Origin of the sequence: Enterobacter sp. BIDMC 29 (genome assembly GCF_019378755.1) — a bacterium.
GTDB lineage: Bacteria > Pseudomonadota > Gammaproteobacteria > Enterobacterales > Enterobacteriaceae > Enterobacter > Enterobacter ludwigii.
Genome location: NZ_CP080000.1, coordinates 57,649 through 74,695 on the forward strand (window position 1 = coordinate 57,649; position 17,047 = coordinate 74,695).

A 17,047-nucleotide genomic window follows, 5' to 3' on the forward strand; every position below is an offset into this window, starting at 1 on the left:
TACGCTTTTAATAACCTGATCACCCGCTTCATGGCCAAACCGGTCATTAATGCTCTTGAAGTGATCGATATCGATCATCATGCAACTCAGCGGTTCGCCGTTACGAATGGCCTGTGTCATTTGGGTATGAAGCGTATCTTCCAGATGATGGCGATTACGCAAGCCGGTCAGCGGGTCGAACAATGCTTTTTCCAGCAACGCATCGCGTAGCCGCTGGTTTGCCAGCGCCAGACCGAGCGCTTCGGCCATCAGTTCGAGATAAGCACGGGCAGGGGCATTTTCCGCGGTGATATTCTGGAATGAGAGCAGACCAATGGCCTCGCCCTGGGCAATGAGCGGCACGCACAGCGAACGATACGCCAGTGATTCTGGCAGATGATAGCAAGCGATATCCGGCTTACCGCTGAACGGGGGATGGCTCTGACCACGCCTTACTGCCCAGCATTCGTCAGGATGAAACGTCATCTCCTCTCCCGTGGGGGAGAGCCACTGGGCAACGCAGCGCATCTGCCAGGGATCGCGGTCAAGGACATAGAGCCGGCCAGGGACCCCCGGGGCGATATTGGGGGCAAACAGCTCCGCCACGTTGATAACATCGGTAAAGTTCTCACACCCTTGCAGCCGCTGCGTCATGCGGGCCAGCAGTTCGCGGACAGCCCAGTCGGCGTCGCGCTCTTTTTCCAGCCGTTGCCGGGCAAGGCCGTTTTCACGAAAAATACGGATCGCCTGCGCCATATCGCCAATCTCATCAATCTGATTAAAATTCGGCGTTTCGACGGCGTAATCCTGCGACGCCAGACGGTGTACCACGTCGCTGAGACGCACCACGGGGCGCAGCACTCGGCGTTTCAGGATAAAGCCCAGGACAAACAGAAACAGCAGGGCGGTCAGGCCAACCATCAGTTCAGAGGCCGTACGCAGCGCTTTCGATTTTTTGGTGGCATCCTGCACGGACGCAATCACCCGCTTGTCGAGGATCTGGCGAAAGTGATCAATCTGGTTTTGCGCGCGTTCCAGTGCCTGCTCATAGGGGGCACCATAAAGCAGGGCAATGGCCTGAGCATCTTCTCCCCGCTCTGTACTGGTGAGGGCCGTCTGCTGTTCATCCTGTAGCGCATCAATAATCTTGAGACCTTCCCGCAGCAGGGACAGCTCCTCATCGGACGCGCCGTTATCGCGCAGTTTATCCAGCCTCAGCTCGACATTTTTCAGGTTGTTCTCTGACTGGCTGTATTGTCTGAGGGTTTGCGGATCTTTTTTTATTACGTACAGGCGGGCTAAATCGGACTGCGCCCAGGCGTCGGTTTCAATATCCTCCGTCAGCTCATCAAAGCGCTGCCGCTGTTCCACGGCATGACGTTCCACGGTGTCGGCATTGGATGCCATCAGCATGATGATGCCTGAGACAAGGGTCAGGCAGACCGTGGCACCATAGGCCCAGTTAGTTATCGTTGCGATTCGCACCTGTGGATCCTTTTACGACATGAGAAGGATGGCGTTCTTTCAAATTATAGAAAACGTTTGATTTAAGGCGAAAAAAAAGGCGGCACAGTGCCGCCTGGTGTGGTCTTTATCGTCATATCATCACAAATCTGGAGGGTTTTTTCCTTCCTCGATGAAATCCGCATCCAGCTCTTCGGCGTTACCCGCGTGATCGCGACCGGAGAACAGGTTCCAGCAGGCGATGAACAGCGCGGCGATCAGCGGCCCAATCACAAAGCCATTAATGCCGTACAGCTCCATCCCGCCAAGGGTTGAGATGAGGATCAGGTAGTCCGGCATTTTGGTGTCTTTCCCCACCAGCAATGGACGCAGGATATTGTCCACCAGCCCGACAATGATGACGAAGAAGCCAACGATAAAGAGACCCTGCCAGAGCTGATGCGTGGCGAACAGGAAGATGGCGGCCGGCACCCAGACAATGGCCGAGCCGACGGCCGGAACCAGCGAAAGGAACGCCATCAGCGCGCCCCAGAGTACGCTACCGTCAATGCCAGCGATGGCAAATGCAATCCCGCCGAGCGTGCCCTGAACCACCGCCACTACCGCCGTACCTTTTACCGTTGCCCGCGAGACGCCGACGAATTTGGCGAACAGATGCTGTTTGGCAAAATCAGACAGAGGAAGCGAATCAAGGATCTGGCGTACCAGATACGGACCATCTTTCAGCAGGAAGAACAGCAGATAAAGCATGATGCCGAAGCTGATCGCAAAGCCAAACGTCCCTTTACCAATCAGAAACGCGCTGCCGGCCAGATACTGTCCGCCCTGCAGTGCTACATCGGAGAGTTTTTTCTGGATTTGCGCCGCGTTCGTCAGATTGTGATCCGCAAGGAAGCCGCTGGCCCAGCCTGGCAGGTGGTTAAAGATGCTCGCCACCACTTCCGGGAATTGGGTATTGTTCGCTTGCAGCTTGGTGTACACCACGTTCAGTTCAATGGCGAGCGATGAAAAGATCACCATCAACGGGATAAAGACGATGAGGCAGATAATGCCGATGGTTAACAGCGAAGCCAGTCCGTTGCGATCGCCCATCGCCGCGCGCAGCTTGTTTTTTACCGGGTTAAAGATAACGGTAAGAATGGCGGCCCATAAAATCGCGGAGAAGTAGGGGGAGAGCACGTCGAAGAAAGCCCAGGTGACAAGGGCGAGTATGAAGATAAAGAAACCTTTGGTCAGTCCGTTAAAGCGCATCAGTTGATCCTGTAACGATGAAACTGTGTCGACTATAGAACTGATTGAGGGATTTACCAAGAATTGCGCCGCTGTAAAATCCCGCGCATGAACCCGCTCCTTACGGATACCACTTTCGACTGACCGAAGAACGCCAGGGTCCGCGCCATGCTGTAAGTATCTGCTTGCGGAGGTGCTTATGGCCTGGCGTCCGTTCCTGTATGTGATCCTCACAACCCACCCCAGACTCAGCGCGCGGCGCGCCCGATTACGTCTGGTCATCTAGCTTTTTCTTAACAATCGCGGTATAACACACCTTCTTTGGATGTTTAGATGTCCATACGTATAGAAGGTGATATGCAAACACAACAAGAAAATGGGCAGCTTAAGCGCACCATGAAAACACGCCACCTGATTATGCTCTCGCTGGGTGGGGTCATTGGGACAGGGCTATTTTTCAATACTGGTTATATCATTTCAACGACCGGGGCCGCGGGAACGCTGCTGGCGTACCTGATTGGCGCGCTGGTGGTCTGGCTGGTGATGCAGTGTCTGGGCGAACTTTCCGTTGCGATGCCGGAAACCGGCGCGTTTCACGTCTATGCCGCCCGCTATCTTGGCCCGGCAACAGGCTATACCGTGGCGTGGCTTTACTGGCTTACCTGGACGGTGGCGCTCGGGTCGAGCTTTACCGCCGCCGGGTTCTGTATGCAGTACTGGTTCCCGCAGGTGCCCGTCTGGACGTGGTGCGTGGTGTTCTGCGTGGTGATCTTCGGCCTTAACGTCATCTCCACGCGCTTCTTTGCCGAAGGCGAGTTCTGGTTCTCGCTGGTGAAAGTCATCACCATTATTGCCTTTATTATTCTTGGCGGCGCTGCGGTGTTTGGCTTTATCCCGATGCAGGACGGTTCTCCCGCGCCGGGCTTAACCAACCTTACCGCCGAAGGCTGGTTCCCGCACGGCGGCCTGCCCATCCTGATGACCATGGTCGCGGTGAACTTCGCCTTCTCCGGGACAGAGCTTATCGGTATCGCGGCGGGTGAGACGGAAAATCCGCACAAGGTGATTCCGGTTGCCATTCGCACCACCATTGCCCGGCTGATCATCTTCTTTATTGGTACCGTGTTTGTGCTGGCCGCGCTGATCCCGATGCATCAGGCGGGCGTGGAAAAAAGTCCGTTTGTACTGGTGTTCGAAAAGGTCGGTATTCCGTACGCGGCTGATATTTTTAACTTCGTGATCCTGACGGCCATCCTGTCGGCGGCGAACTCGGGCCTGTACGCTTCTGGCCGCATGCTCTGGTCGCTCTCGAATGAAAAAACGCTGCCGCGTTGCTTTGCGCGCGTTAATAAAAACGGCGTACCCATGACGGCGATTTCTGTTTCAATGCTTGGCGGCGTACTGGCGCTGTTCTCAAGCGTGGTGGCACCGGACACGGTGTTTGTCGCACTGTCCGCCATCTCAGGCTTTGCTGTGGTGGCGGTCTGGATCAGCATCTGCGCGTCGCATTTTGTCTTCCGTCGTCGCCATCTTCAGTCTGGTCAGCCGCTTTCCGCTCTGCAGTATCGCGCGCCGTGGTATCCGCTGGTGCCGGTGCTTGGCTTTATCCTCTGCGTGGTGGCCTGTGTTGGTCTGGCGTTTGACCCGAGTCAGCGTATTGCCCTTTATTGCGGGCTTCCGTTTGTTGCCCTGTGTTATGGTGCCTACTACCTGACCCGAAACATGACATCGCAGGAGCCTGAACATGTCGCAGAATAATCCGCTTACCGCCATCCTTGAAAAACAGCCATTTGTGGTGCTGGATGGCGCGATGGCGACGGAACTGGAAGCGCGCGGTTGTAATCTTGCAGACAGCCTGTGGTCTGCCAAAGTGCTGGTTGAAAACCCGGATCTTATCCGCGACGTTCATCTGGACTACTACCGGGCGGGAGCGCAGGTGGCGATCACCGCCAGCTATCAGGCCACGCCTGCGGGGTTTGCCGCACGAGGCCTGGATGAGGCGCAATCCCGTGCGCTGATTGGCAAAAGCGTGGAGCTGGCGCGTAAGGCGCGCGAAGCGTATCTCGCGGAAAACCCTCATGCAGGCACGCTGCTGGTCGCGGGATCGGTTGGGCCGTATGGTGCATACCTGGCGGATGGTTCTGAGTATCGCGGTGACTACGTGCGAAGCGCAGAAGCGTTTACCGATTTCCATCGCCCGCGCGTGGAAGCGCTGCTGGATGCCGGGGCAGATCTGCTGGCCTGTGAAACGCTGCCATCCTTTGCTGAAATCAAGGCGCTGGCGGCGCTTCTGGCCGAGTATCCCCGGGCCCGGGGATGGTTCTCGTTTACCCTGCGTGACAGCGAGCACCTCAGCGACGGCACGCCGCTGCGCGATGTGATTTCTGCGCTGGAACGCTATCCGCAAATTGTGGCGCTGGGGATCAACTGTATCGCGCTGGAAAATACCACCGCGGCACTGAAACATCTTCACAGCCTTACCGCACTGCCGCTGGTGGTCTACCCGAATTCGGGGGAGCATTATGACGCCGTGACCAAAACCTGGCATCACCATGGCGAAGCCTGCGAAACGCTGGCGGGCTATTTACCCCAATGGCTGGCGGCCGGGGCGAAGTTGATTGGGGGATGTTGCCGGACCACGCCGAAAGACATTGCAGAGCTAAAGGCGCAGCGCTGATGCCGTGTGTCGTCTGATGCATTCACCTCATCCCTCTCCCGTCGGGAGAGGGAGCCAGAATAAACCTCACAAAATTCACTAACCTTTGCCACTTTTTTTCTAAAAACGAATCGGAATTAACGATTCTTTTTTATTCCTTTATCAAAATTCCTGCGCCGGAAATACTGCCCTCATAACAACAAGGGGAGCAGTCACAATGGCAATTTCATCGCGAATTACACTTCTCGGCGCGCTGGCGCTGTGGGCATTTCAGGCACAGGCGGTAGACGTTACCGTCGCGTATCAAACCTCTGCGGAACCGGCAAAAGTTGCGCAGGCGAATAACACCTTCGCCAAAGAAAGCGGCGCGAAGGTGGACTGGCGTAAATTCGACAGCGGGGCGGCCGTCGTGCGCGCATTAGCGTCCGGCGATGTGCAGATTGGCAATATCGGTTCCAGTCCGCTGGCGGTGGCTGCCAGCCAGCAGGTGCCTGTTGAGGTTTTCCTGCTGGCGTCACAGCTCGGGAACTCTGAAGCCCTGGTCGTGAAGAAAAACATCACCCGGCCGGAAGATCTGATTGGCAAGCGCATCGCCGTGCCGTTTATCTCCACCACCCATTACAGCCTGCTGGCGGCGCTCAAACACTGGGGCATCAAGCCGGGCCAGGTGCAGATCATCAACCTGCAGCCACCCGCAATTATTGCCGCCTGGCAGCGTGGGGATATCGACGGCGCTTACGTCTGGGCACCTGCCGTGAATGAGCTGGAAAAAGACGGCACCGTGCTGACCGATTCCGAACAGGTGGGGCAGTGGGGCGCACCGACGCTCGACGTGTGGGTCGTGCGTAAAGACTTCGCGGAGAAACACCCTGACGTGGTGAAGGCGTTTGCTAAAAGCGCCATTGACGCCCAACAGCCTTATCTCAGCAACCCCGATGCGTGGCTGAAAGAGACGGGCAATCTGGAAAAACTGTCGCGCCTGAGCGGCGTTCCGGAAGCGGACGTGCCGGGGCTGGTGAAAGGCAATACCTATCTCACGCCTGCACAACAGGTCCAGCAGCTCAATGGGCCGGTCAATAAAGCGATTGTCGATACCGCTACGTTTCTGAAAGAGCAGGGCAAAGTGCCTGCGGTGGCGACAGATTACAGCCAGTACGTGACCGATCGCTTTGTGAAATAAGGGGGAAACGATGCTGAATATTACAAATCTGTCTGCTGATTACGGCGGTAAACCTGTGCTGGAGGAGATCAACCTGACGCTGGACAGCGGTGAATTGCTGGTCGTGCTGGGTCCGTCCGGGTGCGGCAAAACCACGCTGCTGAATCTGATCGCCGGGTTTGTACCGTATCAGCAGGGCTCCATCCAGCTGGAAGGGAAACGGGTCGAGGGCCCGGGTGCAGAGCGCGGTGTGGTCTTTCAGAGTGAAGGGCTGCTTCCGTGGCGCAACGTGCAGGAAAACGTCGCCTTCGGCCTGCAGCTTGCGGGGATTCACCGTGAACAACGGCTGGCGACCGCGCGTGAGATGCTAAAAAAGGTGGGGCTGGAGGGCGCTGAAAAACGTTTTATCTGGCAGCTTTCCGGTGGCCAGCGTCAGCGGGTCGGGATTGCCCGCGCGCTGGCGGCAAACCCACAGCTGTTGCTGCTGGATGAGCCGTTTGGTGCGCTGGACGCCTTCACCCGTGAGCAGATGCAAACGCTGCTTTTGCGCCTGTGGCACGAAACGGGCAAGCAGGTACTGCTGATCACCCACGATATCGAAGAGGCGGTGTTTATGGCGACCGAACTGGTGTTGCTTTCGCCGGGGCCGGGTCGTGTGCTGGAGCGGTTGCCGCTCAGCTTTGCCCGTCGCTATGTGGCCGGTGAACCGGTCCGCAGTATCAAATCCGATCCGCTGTTTATTGAACAGCGCGAATATGTTTTAAGCCGCGTATTTGAACAACGGGAGGCATTCTCATGAGCATTGTCTTCAGTGAAAAAACGCGCCGTCCTCGTCTCGCGTTACGCTGGCCGTTCTCTCGCCAGATCACGCTGAGTGCGGGCACGTTGCTGGTATTGCTCGCGGTCTGGTGGGCGGTGGCAGCGCAACAGTGGATTAGCCCGTTGTTCCTTCCGCCACCGGGACAGGTGCTGGCGAAACTCATCACCATCGCCGGGCCGCAGGGTTTTATGGATGCCACGCTCTGGCAGCATTTAGGTGCCAGTCTGGCGCGTATTCTGGTGGCGCTGCTGGCGGCGGTAGTGATTGGCATCCCGGTGGGTATCGCGATGGGGCTGAGCCCGACGGTGCGCGGCATTCTCGATCCGTTGATTGAGCTATACCGTCCGGTCCCACCGCTGGCCTATCTGCCGCTGATGGTGATCTGGTTTGGCATCGGGGAAACCTCGAAAATTTTGCTGATTTATCTGGCGATTTTTGCCCCGGTTGCTATGTCGGCACTGGCTGGGGTGAAGAGTGCGCAGCAGGTGCGGATCCGCGCGGCGCAGTCGCTGGGTGCCAGCCGTCTTCAGGTGCTGCTGTTTGTGATTTTACCGGGCGCGCTGCCGGAGATTTTAACCGGGTTGCGCATTGGTCTCGGGGTGGGCTGGTCAACGCTGGTGGCGGCTGAGCTGATCGCCGCCACGCGCGGATTAGGGTTTATGGTGCAGTCGGCGGGAGAGTTTCTGGCGACTGACGTCGTGCTGGCAGGGATCGCGGTGATCGCCGTGATCGCCTTTGGATTAGAACTGGGGCTGCGCGCGCTACAGCGACGTCTGACGCCCTGGCATGGAGAAATACAATGAGTGAACGTCTGACCATCACCCCGCTGGGGCCATACATTGGTGCGCAGGTCTCCGGCCTGGACGTGACCCGTCCACTGAGCGATAACCAGTTCGAGCAGTTGTACCACGCGGTGCTGCGCCATCAGGTGGTGTTCCTGCGCGAACAGGCGATCACCCCGCAGCAGCAGCGTGCGCTGGCCCTGCGCTTCGGCGATCTGCATATTCACCCGGTCTATCCCCATGCGGAAGGCGTGGAGGAGATCATCGTGCTGGATACCCATAACGATAATCCGCCGGACAACGACAACTGGCACACCGACGTGACGTTTATCGAAACGCCACCTGCCGGGGCGATACTGGCGGCGAAGCTGTTGCCGGACACCGGTGGAGATACGCTGTGGGCCAGCGGTATCGCCGCCTTCGAGGCGCTGTCCGTACCGTTCCAGACGCTGCTGAGCGGGTTGCGGGCCGAACATGACTTCAAAAAATCCTTCCAGGAGTACAAGTACCGGAAAAGCGAAGAGGAACATCTGCGCTGGCAGGACGCGGTCGCGAAACATCCGCCGCTGCTGCATCCGGTGGTGCGTACGCACCCGGTGACCGGTAAGCAGGCGTTATTTGTGAACGAAGGCTTTACGACGCGGATCGTAGACGTGACGGAAAAAGAGAGCGATGCGCTGCTAAGCTTCCTGTTTGCCCATATCACCAGGCCGGAATTTCAGGTGCGCTGGCGCTGGCAGGAGAACGATCTGGCGATCTGGGACAATCGCGTGACGCAACACTATGCGAACGCGGATTATCTGCCGCAGCGTCGGATTATGCAGCGGGCGACGATTTTAGGGGATAAACCGTTTTACCGTGCGGGCTGATGCCTTCACCTGACCCTCTCCCGACGGGAGAGGGGAAAGCAGGGTTACAAATGCGCCTCAATATAGCGCTGATAGCGGTTCGCCTTCAGATAACACAAATCCACCAGCACCAGGCCGTCAACGCAGTTATTGAATGCCGGGTCGCTCCCAAAATCAATAAACTGTACACCACCCGGTTCGCACAGCTCGGAATACTGCTTGTAGAGCGGCGGAATGCCGCAGCCCAGATTGCCGAGCAGGGATTTTAGCTTCGTCAGATCGTCGACATAATCCACGCCGCCAAACTGCGCCAGCACGTCAGGAAGCGATGCCGGGTAGGGCTGGCGTGACGCCGCGAGCGGATGGCTTGCCGGGAACCAGAGGCGGTAAAACGCCACCAGCAGATCCCGCGCAGCAGGCGGTAAGCCGCCGGATATCGAGACCGGACCAAACAGATAGCGGTAGTGGGGATAACGCGCCAGATAGGCACCAATGCCTGACCACAGATAGTCCAGACCGCGGCGTCCCCAGTAGCGCGGCTGAATAAAGCTGCGCCCGAGCTCAATGCCGTGCTCCAGCACATCCTGCATTTTGTCGTCGTAGTGGAACAGGCTGTAGCTGTACAGTCCTTCCGGCCCCCGACGCTCCACTTGTCTGGCGGTGGGCATAAAGCGATACGCACCGACAATCTCCAGATCCTCATCGTCCCATAAGATCAGATGCAGATAGTCATCATCGTAGCTGTCAGTGTCCCGGCGCTTACCGCTCCCTTCTTCCACCGCGCGAAACGCAATCTCACGCAGGCGGCCCAGTTCGCGTAGCAGTGGCGCCTCTTCCTGGCCGTTACGCTGCCAGAGATAGATGGATTTTCCATCGCCGGTTTTGCCCAGACATTCAGCCTGCGCCAGCTCGCGTTTTAGCGTAGCCCGGTCTTCCGGACGGGCAATGGCGCACTGGGTTTTAAAGACGCCAGGCACTCCCTTGCCAAGACGTATCACGTGCTGACGGCACTTTTCGGCCATCTCACGCGACGAAAGGGTGGCGCTATACCAGTCACTCCAGGCAATCTGCTGACCGATTGTAATCGGCAGCTGGCTATGGCGACGGCGGAACATCTGCTGCATCAGCAGCAGCATGGATAACGTCGGCGATACCAGCGTGCTGGCATAAAAGAGGAGGCTGTTGTGCGCCTGAATATGTACCGGCAGCAGCGGGGCGCGCAGTTTGGTGGCGAGTTTGATAAATCCCGAGTGCCATTTTTTATCGCGAATGCCTTTTCGCGTCGGCCGGGAAACTTCACCCGCCGGGAAGAAGATCAGCACGCCCGCGTTTTGCAGATGTTGTTCCATCTGTACCAGCGACGTTTTTGCCGTCCTGCCGCCCATATTATCGACCGGGATAAACAGCGAGCTTAGCGGCTCCAGGTGGGTCAGCATCCGGTTGGTCACGACTTTGACATCGCGTCGCACGCGCGAGACGGCGTACATCAGCGCCAGCCCGTCCAGAGTACCTGTCGGGTGGTTGGCAATGATAACCAGAGGGCCATGTTCGGGGATTTGTTCGAGATCGCGGGCGGAAACGGTGCAGAGAATATCAAGGTGCTCCAGAACTTGCTCCACCATATCCAGTCCTTTCAGGTGGCGGTGTGCTGCGGCAAATTGCTGGAATTCTTCTTCGTAAAACAGCCTTTTTAACAGACTTTTTTGCCAGGGTGCCGGCCTCGCCTGAGGCCAAAGGTCATCGAGAACGCTATCGAGACTAAACATGATCACTCCTCCTGCCGTCTTGCGATGACAGTAGAAGGGGGAGATGTCGGTTGTATTGCAGTTTGGTGAAGTTTCGTGAGGCAGGGAGAGCAGGCCGGGTCAGGCGAAACCGCCCCCCGGCACCGTTGCGCCTTAGCGCAGAATTTTCTTCTCAGCCAGATCCAGCGCAAAGTAGCTGAAGATCAGATCCGCACCCGCGCGTTTGATCGCACCCAGGCTTTCCAGGATCACTTTCTCTTCATCGATCGCACCCGCCATGGCGGCGAATTTGATCATCGCGTACTCGCCGCTGACCTGGTACGCGCCCAGCGGCAGCGAGGTGCGTTCGCGAATATCACGCAGGATGTCGAGATAGGCTCCCGCCGGTTTCACCATCAGGGCGTCTGCGCCCTGGGCTTCATCGAGCAGGGATTCACGGATAGCTTCCCGACGGTTGAGCGGGTTCATCTGATACGTTTTACGATCGCCTTTCAGCGCCGTACCGGCTGCTTCACGGAACGGGCCGTAGAAAGAGGAGGCAAATTTGGTGGAGTAGGACATGATGGCCGTGTCGGTAAAACCGGCAGCATCCAGCGCCTGGCGGATAGCCTGCACCTGCCCGTCCATCGCAGCCGATGGCGCGATGAAATCAGCACCCGCAGCGGCAGCAACCACCGCCTGCTTACCAAGATTCAGCAGGGTAGCATCGTTATCCACACCGTGATCGCACAGCACGCCGCAGTGGCCGTGAGAGGTATATTCGCAGAAACAGGTGTCGGACATCACGACCATTTCCGGCACGGTCTCTTTGCAAATGCGCGACATACGGGCGACCAGACCGTCCTCTTTCCAGGCATCGCTGCCGGTGGCGTCAGTATGATGGGAGATGCCGAAGGTCATCACCGAGCGGATCCCTGCATTGGCGATACGTTCGATTTCACGCGCCAGATGCTTTTCAGGAATGCGCATCACGCCAGGCATGGCTTCGATGGCCTTGTAGTCGTCAATCTCTTCTTCAACAAAAATCGGCAACACCAGATCGTTTAAGGTCAGTGTTGTCTCTTCAAACATAGCGCGTAGTGCGGGTGACTTGCGCAGGCGACGGGGACGAGCAATTAAATCGGTCATGGTATGCCTGAGGTTTGTGGAACAAAGAGGGTTAGTGTAACTCAAAGTGAAAGAAGGTGTTTTACCAAAGTGGGCATTTTGTCGAGGGGGAAATCCCGATGCCAACGTGTTACGCGAACGATAATATACACCCTTCCACTGGCGTTAATTGTTCTCGAAATATTGGTTTTATTTCTATGATGAAGTAAATATATCATTGAAAATAATCTATTTATTTTTATTATATTTTTTATCTTTATAAGAGGGTGTTTTAACTGCCTGTTTTATAATGATTATTGATGGCATTGTATCGCCGCTGCATTATTTTCATGTTGTTTGTCTGAATGCGGACTTAATGGAATGATTCATTGAACCTTTTCAGATTGAAAATGCATAATTCCCTCCGCAATTAAGTATTGCAAAATCGTTAGATGGACAAACTTGCTTACGTCCCTGAGGAGGGATGACCCAATGCAAACATGGAAAAAGAAACTGGTTGTATCACAACTTGCATTAGCCTGCACCCTGGCTATCGCTTCTCAGGCCAATGCGAAGGATATTTCTGGTACGACATATAATACCTTCGGATATGATAATACGGCAGCTGCACCCTGGTATTATGGTTACGCTGACTGGGATTACTCTGATGCGACGCACGATGGTGATATTTATCCGGTGATTAATAAATCCACCGTGAATGGTGTTATATCAACCTATTATTTGGATGATGGTATCAATGGGCGGGCGAATGCGCTGAGCATTTCCAACAGCACCATTAATGGCATGATCACTTCAGAATGCATGACCGCGTCATGTGCTGATGGCGTGGATACGGACGGCACAACCCATTCTCAATACGACCGTTTTAGCCTGACCGTCGATAACTCCACGATCAATGATACTTACGAGCATTATGCGTATGACGTTGTGAACGGGGAAAATACGGAAACGCACTATCTGGACACCTATGCGCTGGGCAATGCAATTACCCTGGATGTGGAATCGGATATTGTTATTCAGAATAACTCTCACATCGCCGGCATTACCCTGACTCAGGGGTATCAGGAACGTGATAATACCCCGTATGACGGGGTGGAAGGTGTGGCGAACAGCAGCAATGTCTTTACCGACACGCTGCTGGTGAAAGACTCGGTGCTGACCTCTGGCGCATACAGTGACCTGGGCACCAGTGGGTTCTATGGTCAAACCGCGAAGCCGAGCGATTATGGTGAAACCAATGCCACTGCGGCTGACGACGCGGCACTGATTGTTGCTGCCAGTGCGTCTGACAACGCGATGCAGACCACCGCCACGTTTGATCACTCCACGATCACCGGCGATATCCTGTTTTCCAGTACCTTCGATAACAACTTCTACCCGAACGGCGATCCGGCAACCGATACGACGGCTGACGGTATATACAACCCAACCACCAACGGCTGGGATGACACCGATAAGCTGGACGTCACGCTGACCAATGGCAGCAAATGGGTCGGCGCAGCGCAGTCCAGCGTTGAGGCCATCGGCACCGCGCAGATGTATGGCCTGGGCTACAGTGACGTTGACTGGCGCACCCTCTCTCCAGATAGCATCTGGCCGGATTCCACGTTCGACAATAATGGACATGTCGCGGGTGAAGCGGTCTATCAGAGCGGTCTGTTCAACGTCACGCTGGATAACGGCTCTGAGTGGGATACCCGTAAGCTCTCTAACATCGACACGCTGACGGTGAATAATCATTCGCAGGTCAATGTTGAAAACTCGGGCCTGCTGGCTGATTCCATCACCCTGTCCAATGCTTCATCTCTGAACATCGGTGACAAGGGTGCCGTGGCAACCGACAGCCTCTATCTGGACAGCGACAGCCGTGCGGCCCTGACAGAGGAAACCGCGGAACTGTATGCCAATACCATTACCGTGGACAACGGTGCGGAGCTGTCTCTCGGCCTCGGTCAGGTGGATACGCACAATATGGTGTTAACGGATGGCGGCGTGCTGAACGTGGCCAGCCGTGATTACGTGTTGAACAGCGATCTGAACAACGCCCGCTATATCACCAATGATATGAGCAAAGCCGATTACGACTACGGCGTTGTGGCACTTAACGCTGACGGCCATCTGGCCGTGAATGGTGACGTGGCAGGGAATTACGCCGTGCGTATCGACAACGCCACCGGCGCCGGCTCTGTTGCTGACTATAATGGTCAGGAGATTATCCGTGTTTATGACAACAACACGGAGACCCGCGCCAGCTTCACTGCGGCAAATAAAGCCGATTTAGGGGCATATACTTATCAGGCGCAGCAGAAAGGCGACACTGTTGTTCTGCAACAGCAAGCGCTGACCGATTATGCCAACATGGCGCTGAGCATCCCGTCTGCCAACACCAACATCTGGAATCTGCAGCAGGATGCAGTTAGTGCGCGTCTGACCAACAGCCGTCACGGCCTGGCGGATAACGGCGGGGCATGGGTAAGCTACGTTGGCGGCAACTTCGACGGCGATAATGGCGTTATCAGCTACGATCAGGACGTGAGCGGTATCATGGTTGGTCTGGATACCCTGATTGACGGTAATAATGCGAAGTGGATCGTCGGTGGCGCGGCAGGTTTCGCCAAAGGCGATATCAGCGATCGTACCGGTCAGGTGGATCAGGACAGCCAGACGGCAATGATGTACGCGTCCGCGAAATTTGCGAACGATCTGTTCATCGACAGTTCCCTGAGCTACACCCGATTCAACAACGATCTTTCCGCGACCATGAGCAATGGTCAGTATGTTGACGGTAACACCACCACCGATGCCGTTGGTTTTGGGTTGAAACTGGGCTATGACTGGAAACCAAACCTCTCTGGTTATGTGACGCCATACGCAGCCGTGTCGGGTCTGTTCCAGTCCGGTGATGACTATCGCCTCAGCAACGACATGCGCATGGATAGTCAATCCTATGACAGCCTGCGTTACGAAGCGGGTGTGGATGCCGGTTACACCTTTAACTACGGCGGTGACCAGGCACTTACGCCTTACTTCAAACTCGCTTATGTCTATGACGACGCTGGTAACGATGCCGATGTTAACGGTGACAGCATTGATAATGGCGTGAAAGGCTCCGCAGTGCGGGTTGGTCTGGGTACCCAGTTTAGTTTTACGAAGAACTTCAGTGCTTACACTGATGCCACTTATCTGGGCGGCGGTGACGTTGACCAGAACTGGGGCGCAAATCTGGGTGTGAAATATACCTGGTAATAAATAAAAGCGGGGGATAAGCCCCCGCTTTTTTATAGATGACAATAAAAAATAATAGTGAACCGACAAATACGGATGTCTTGAGGTCTGCATGAACGTTAATGCGAAACCACTTTCTGAATTAAGCCGGCTCGAAGCATGTTTGATAGCAGCCAGTACCCCGTTTAAATCTGCTCCACAGCAATTAATTACCTCGGGCAAGGGGAGTGAGCCTTGTACCTACGTATTCCAGACCGGCGTTATTGAAGTTTATCGTCATTCAGACGATCTGCTGGTTGGCATTGCGTCAGCCCCTTTTATTTTTGGCCTGTCTGCCGTAGTGATTAATCACAGTCAGGAATACAGAGTCACTGCCAAAACGGCCTGTACCGGTTTTTATTTGCCCGCGACGACCACCCGTCAACTCATTCAACAGCATTCGCTCTGGAAAGACGCGTTTTGCTGGTTATCCTGGATAAATTACATTCTGGGCAAACGCGACAGGCAACTGGTGGGAAATAACTCCTATCACCAGATCCGCGCAATGCTGCTGAATATGGCCGAGTGGGATGAAACGCTGCGTTCAAAAATTGGTGTGATGAATCATATACAGCAAAGCACGCGTATTTCACGCTCTGTCGTTGCCGAAGTGCTCGCCGCTTTGCGACAAGGCAACTATATCAATATGAGCCGGGGCAAACTGGTCAGCATCAACCGTTTGCCCACGGAATATTAAGGCTGGATGGAGGCGGTGAGCACCTGGGCTTTATTGGCGCTCAGCTCAGCCACCAGGTTATTGATGCCATCGCTCATATTGACGAAACGCGTATTTGGAGAGCGGGTGACGACCACAAACGCGCCCACGTTGGACTGCGGGATCATCGCCATATAGGTGATGAATCCACCGCCGCCACCGGTTTTCTGAATAATGCCCGGTCGGCCATTTTTGGGTGCCATATAGACCCAGCCCATGCCCAGCGCGTCGGCTTTACCCGGTACGTCCATGCCGATCACGCGGTGCAACTGGCTACGCTGGTAAATCAGGGTCTGCATGCGATCGGCCTGGTGACTGCGCGCATAGAAATCTGATGAGAGGAACTGCTGCATCCAGCGCATCATGTCGCCTGGCGTTGAATAGACCCCGCCACTGCCGATGGCTGCCAGGGTGTTATTACACGGGCTTGCGCCTTTCTCTGCCACCATCAGGCGTCGGCACTGATCCGGAGAAGGGGTAAAGGTGGTGTCCTTCATGCCGAGCGGGCGCGTTATCTGCTCTTCAAAGAGCTGCGGGTAAGGTTTGCCTGCTGCCGTCGAGAGCGCATCTGCCAGCAGGTCAAACGCCAGGTTTGAGTAAGATGCCTGTGAACCCGGGGCCGATTTCAGCGTGGCGGTGCTCAGGTAGTTCCAGCGCTGTTCGCGCGTTGGCCAGACAAAAACGTCACGGTGCGCCGCGCCGCCGGGTTGTTCGCGAGGCAGCGCGCTGGTATGGGTGGCAAGGTTTACCAGCGTGATGGGCGTGCCCTGATAGGTTGGAACGCGTGCGCCTGGCGGCGCATATTTGCTGAGCGGATCGTCGAGCTTGACCACGCCCTGATCGAGTAATTTCACCAGCATTTCGCTGGTCATCAGCTTGGTTAAGGACGCAATGCGGATCACGGAATCCAGCTGCGGGTGAACGTTATTTCCCGGTCGCGTTTCGCCAAAGCTGCGAAATACGCGCTGGTTGCCGTCGATGACCACCATCGCCATCCCGGTCGCGCCACTGCCGTAATAGATAAGGTTCGCGTAGCGATCGGCAATATCTGAAGCCAAAACGGGGGCCGTCAGCGGCTGAGCTGCCTGGGCGGTGGAGAAGCTCACCGCACACAGCGCGGCAAAAGAGAGCAGACAACGTTTCAACGAAAAGCATCCATGAATTGAATGAGAAAAGTAATGGGTATTTATACTACTAAAGCGCACGGTGCAATGCCCCGAATTGCATAACGATAGCGAGAAAAACGTAACCATGGGTAAATAAGCATAATTTCCTGGC

General features: G+C 55.8%; 13 protein-coding genes. 8 read left to right on the top strand and 5 right to left on the bottom strand.

Going from position 1 to position 17,047, the window contains the following annotated elements:
* Positions 1 to 1,464 (bottom strand): diguanylate cyclase (locus JTA15_RS00270; RefSeq protein ID WP_219372721.1); only part of this gene is annotated, 1,464 nt, incomplete at its 3' end.
* Positions 1,465 to 1,584: 120 nt separating this feature from the next.
* Positions 1,585 to 2,694: an AI-2E family transporter gene (locus JTA15_RS00275; protein WP_020885256.1), complete on the bottom strand. Its 1,110-nt coding sequence runs from the start codon at positions 2,692 to 2,694 to the stop codon at positions 1,585 to 1,587.
* A gap of 336 nt (positions 2,695 to 3,030) precedes the next feature.
* On the opposite strand from JTA15_RS00275, the gene mmuP reads away from it, so the two are divergent.
* From mmuP to tauD, 6 genes are all read left to right on the top strand, one after another.
* Positions 3,031 to 4,431 (top strand): S-methylmethionine permease, encoded by a 1,401-nt coding sequence (mmuP, locus tag JTA15_RS00280; RefSeq protein ID WP_025205021.1) that lies wholly within the window; start codon positions 3,031 to 3,033, stop codon positions 4,429 to 4,431.
* Positions 4,418 to 5,350: a homocysteine S-methyltransferase gene (gene mmuM / locus JTA15_RS00285; protein WP_047355623.1), complete on the top strand. Its 933-nt coding sequence runs from the start codon at positions 4,418 to 4,420 to the stop codon at positions 5,348 to 5,350. Before mmuP ends, mmuM begins: the two co-directional genes overlap by 14 nt.
* Positions 5,351 to 5,546: 196 nt before the next feature.
* Positions 5,547 to 6,509 (top strand): taurine ABC transporter substrate-binding protein, encoded by a 963-nt coding sequence (gene tauA, locus JTA15_RS00290; RefSeq protein WP_219372722.1) that lies wholly within the window; start codon positions 5,547 to 5,549, stop codon positions 6,507 to 6,509.
* 10 nt (positions 6,510 to 6,519) lie between these two features.
* Entirely contained in the window at positions 6,520 to 7,287 is a 768-nt protein-coding gene (gene tauB, locus JTA15_RS00295) for a taurine ABC transporter ATP-binding subunit (RefSeq protein ID WP_047355624.1), read from the top strand.
* Entirely contained in the window at positions 7,284 to 8,111 is an 828-nt protein-coding gene (gene tauC, locus JTA15_RS00300; protein WP_044858284.1) for a taurine ABC transporter permease TauC, read from the top strand. Before tauB ends, tauC begins: the two co-directional genes overlap by 4 nt.
* Positions 8,108 to 8,959 carry a taurine dioxygenase gene (gene tauD, locus JTA15_RS00305; protein ID WP_040016774.1) on the top strand — a complete coding sequence of 284 codons (852 nt, stop codon included), beginning with the start codon at positions 8,108 to 8,110 and terminating at the stop codon, positions 8,957 to 8,959. Before tauC ends, tauD begins: the two co-directional genes overlap by 4 nt.
* 44 nt (positions 8,960 to 9,003) lie before the next feature.
* On the opposite strand, the gene JTA15_RS00310 is transcribed toward tauD, so the two are convergent.
* Entirely contained in the window at positions 9,004 to 10,704 is a 1,701-nt protein-coding gene (locus JTA15_RS00310; protein ID WP_020885252.1) for a lysophospholipid acyltransferase family protein, read from the bottom strand.
* 132 nt (positions 10,705 to 10,836) lie between these two features.
* Positions 10,837 to 11,811 (bottom strand): porphobilinogen synthase, encoded by a 975-nt coding sequence (hemB, locus tag JTA15_RS00315; protein ID WP_020885251.1) that lies wholly within the window; start codon positions 11,809 to 11,811, stop codon positions 10,837 to 10,839.
* Positions 11,812 to 12,261: 450 nt separating this feature from the next.
* On the opposite strand from hemB, the gene JTA15_RS00320 reads away from it, so the two are divergent.
* Together JTA15_RS00320 and JTA15_RS00325 are read left to right on the top strand one after the other, a co-directional pair.
* Positions 12,262 to 15,036, top strand: a complete 2,775-nt coding sequence (locus JTA15_RS00320) for an autotransporter outer membrane beta-barrel domain-containing protein (RefSeq protein ID WP_219372723.1) — start codon at positions 12,262 to 12,264, stop codon at positions 15,034 to 15,036.
* Positions 15,037 to 15,127: 91 nt separating this feature from the next.
* Positions 15,128 to 15,751, top strand: coding sequence for a helix-turn-helix domain-containing protein (locus JTA15_RS00325; RefSeq protein ID WP_181240165.1), 624 nt, complete (start codon positions 15,128 to 15,130; stop codon positions 15,749 to 15,751).
* Here the strand turns inward: JTA15_RS00325 and ampH are convergent.
* Positions 15,748 to 16,914 carry a D-alanyl-D-alanine-carboxypeptidase/endopeptidase AmpH gene (gene ampH / locus JTA15_RS00330; protein ID WP_020885249.1) on the bottom strand — a complete coding sequence of 389 codons (1,167 nt, stop codon included), beginning with the start codon at positions 16,912 to 16,914 and terminating at the stop codon, positions 15,748 to 15,750. The genes JTA15_RS00325 and ampH overlap by 4 nt on opposite strands.
* Positions 16,915 to 17,047 lie beyond the last annotated feature (133 nt).

Excerpts from the sequence above, each read along its gene's own strand:
- JTA15_RS00275 (WP_020885256.1), bottom strand. The coding sequence starts at position 2,694 with ATGCGCTTTAACGGACTGACCAAAGGTTTCTTTATCTTCATACTCGCC.
- mmuP (WP_025205021.1), top strand. The coding sequence starts at position 3,031 with ATGCAAACACAACAAGAAAATGGGCAGCTTAAGCGCACCATGAAAACA.
- mmuM (WP_047355623.1), top strand. The coding sequence starts at position 4,418 with ATGTCGCAGAATAATCCGCTTACCGCCATCCTTGAAAAACAGCCATTT.
- tauA (WP_219372722.1), top strand. The coding sequence starts at position 5,547 with ATGGCAATTTCATCGCGAATTACACTTCTCGGCGCGCTGGCGCTGTGG.
- tauB (WP_047355624.1), top strand. The coding sequence starts at position 6,520 with ATGCTGAATATTACAAATCTGTCTGCTGATTACGGCGGTAAACCTGTG.
- tauC (WP_044858284.1), top strand. The coding sequence starts at position 7,284 with ATGAGCATTGTCTTCAGTGAAAAAACGCGCCGTCCTCGTCTCGCGTTA.
- tauD (WP_040016774.1), top strand. The coding sequence starts at position 8,108 with ATGAGTGAACGTCTGACCATCACCCCGCTGGGGCCATACATTGGTGCG.
- JTA15_RS00310 (WP_020885252.1), bottom strand. The coding sequence starts at position 10,704 with ATGTTTAGTCTCGATAGCGTTCTCGATGACCTTTGGCCTCAGGCGAGG.
- hemB (WP_020885251.1), bottom strand. The coding sequence starts at position 11,811 with ATGACCGATTTAATTGCTCGTCCCCGTCGCCTGCGCAAGTCACCCGCA.
- JTA15_RS00320 (WP_219372723.1), top strand. The coding sequence starts at position 12,262 with ATGCAAACATGGAAAAAGAAACTGGTTGTATCACAACTTGCATTAGCC.
- JTA15_RS00325 (WP_181240165.1), top strand. The coding sequence starts at position 15,128 with ATGAACGTTAATGCGAAACCACTTTCTGAATTAAGCCGGCTCGAAGCA.